The 1334-nt window shown below is 26.1% G+C and carries 5 protein-coding genes; 4 read left to right on the forward strand and 1 reads right to left on the reverse strand.

What is annotated here, in order from left to right:
- The 3 genes from ABGF45_RS08315 to ABGF45_RS08325 form a co-directional block, all read left to right on the forward strand.
- Positions 1 to 215, forward strand: a 215-nt coding sequence (locus ABGF45_RS08315; RefSeq protein WP_408112836.1) for a hypothetical protein, incomplete at its 5' end; no start/stop codon positions are given.
- Between the two features lie 3 nt (positions 216 to 218).
- Entirely contained in the window at positions 219 to 518 is a 300-nt protein-coding gene (locus ABGF45_RS08320; RefSeq protein ID WP_408112835.1) for a hypothetical protein, read from the forward strand.
- The gene (locus ABGF45_RS08325) at positions 511 to 639 is read left to right on the forward strand and encodes a hypothetical protein (protein ID WP_408112834.1); all 129 of its coding nucleotides are present in this window, start codon (positions 511 to 513) and stop codon (positions 637 to 639) included. The genes ABGF45_RS08320 and ABGF45_RS08325 overlap by 8 nt, the downstream gene beginning before the upstream one ends.
- Positions 640 to 665: 26 nt before the next feature.
- Here ABGF45_RS08325 and ABGF45_RS08330 read toward each other — a convergent pair whose 3' ends face one another.
- On the reverse strand, positions 666 to 830 hold the full coding sequence (locus tag ABGF45_RS08330; RefSeq protein ID WP_408112833.1) for a YjzC family protein: 165 nt from the start codon (positions 828 to 830) through the stop codon (positions 666 to 668).
- A 151-nt stretch (positions 831 to 981) separates the two neighbouring features.
- Here ABGF45_RS08330 and ABGF45_RS08335 point away from each other — a divergent pair, with 151 nt between their 5' ends.
- The gene (locus ABGF45_RS08335) at positions 982 to 1173 is read left to right on the forward strand and encodes a helix-turn-helix domain-containing protein (protein ID WP_408112832.1); all 192 of its coding nucleotides are present in this window, start codon (positions 982 to 984) and stop codon (positions 1171 to 1173) included.
- The last annotated feature ends 161 nt before the right edge of the window (positions 1174 to 1334 follow it).

Consider the following 1334-nt stretch of genomic DNA (forward strand, 5'->3'; position numbering starts at 1 on the left):
AATTAAAGAAAGAGGAAGAGATGGATGCAGTAAGAGAATTAGAATTAATAACAATTAAAGAAGCTGCAGAAAAGCTAAATATAACAGAAAACGGACTAAGACTTGGATTGCAGCAAAAGCTATTTCCATTTGGAGTAGCTGTAAAACAAGCTAAGGAATATTCATATTATGTATTTAAGAAGAGATTAGAAAAATATTTGAATGGAGAATTATAAAAAATGGGATTAAAACAAAAAGCAGAATTAAATGTAAAAATTGAAGTAAATATTAATGGAATGGCAATTAGCGAATATATTGAAAAATTATCTTCATTAAATGAATTAGTAAATGATCTTAACGGAAATATTGAAGATATTGTTGAAGATAAAGAAAATGAATGTAAAGATTACGCATTAAACTTAGCTCAATTAAATCAAATTGAAAAATTTTTAGAAGATAAATTTGTTAAAAAAATTGATGGGGCAAGAATAAATTTAGGTGGATTTATAAAAACAAATGAAAGGAGTAGAAATGATTAAACATTATATTACTAAATATATAGAAAATGGGAAGCTATATGCAGAAAGTTGGTTGCAAATTAATTTATTTGGAAAAGCTTATTGTTTTTCTAAAAGAAAAATTGAAATAAAAAAGAACTAGAGATGTAACTCTAGTCCATAAAAATATTATTTTTTAGTCCATTTATGACCAGGTTTTTGTGTAGGTGGTAGCCTATCACCTTTGTCTATATGGACAACTCTTGGGTCATTAATTTTACCACCTTTGGGACCAACTTCAGTATAAGTTCCAGCAGGTTTGTTATCTTGACCCGGTTTAAGTAGTTTACTCATTCGTAGTCTCCTTTCTTGTTAGATATCCACAATATTGTTTAGTGAAATTTTGTGGATAAGTATTAAAAATATATTACTTAATTAAATTATATAGTCAAAATGTGGATAAGTCAACAAGAAAAATTAAAAAGTTATCCACAAAGGAGAAAATATGAAAAATAAAATAAAAGAGCTTAGAAAATATAAAGGATTAACACAAAAAGAACTATCAAAAAGGACAGGAATTAAGATTACAACAATATCAAATTATGAGTTACAAAGAAGAAAGTTAGATGTAGATGTAGCTGCAAGATTAGCAAATGCATTTGATGTCAACTGGTGGGAATTATACGAGGAGGAATAATGGAAATAATGAATGAAAGAGTTTTACAAATAAGGAGAATAAAACATAAAAGAAAAATAGATAAAGAAATATTAATAAAATATTTTTTAATATTTTTATTAAATGTATTTTTAATATTTTTTGCGTATTCAAAAAGGGGATATAAGGCAATAGGAGGGGAA

This window comes from Helcococcus sp. KG196 (assembly GCF_046035495.1).
Classification (GTDB): Bacteria; Bacillota; Clostridia; order Tissierellales; family Peptoniphilaceae; genus Helcococcus; species Helcococcus ovis.

Coding starts and splice junctions, on each gene's coding strand:
- ABGF45_RS08320 (WP_408112835.1), top strand. CDS start 219: ATGGGATTAAAACAAAAAGCAGAATTAAATGTAAAAATTGAAGTAAAT.
- ABGF45_RS08325 (WP_408112834.1), top strand. CDS start 511: ATGATTAAACATTATATTACTAAATATATAGAAAATGGGAAGCTATAT.
- ABGF45_RS08330 (WP_408112833.1), bottom strand. CDS start 830: ATGAGTAAACTACTTAAACCGGGTCAAGATAACAAACCTGCTGGAACT.
- ABGF45_RS08335 (WP_408112832.1), top strand. CDS start 982: ATGAAAAATAAAATAAAAGAGCTTAGAAAATATAAAGGATTAACACAA.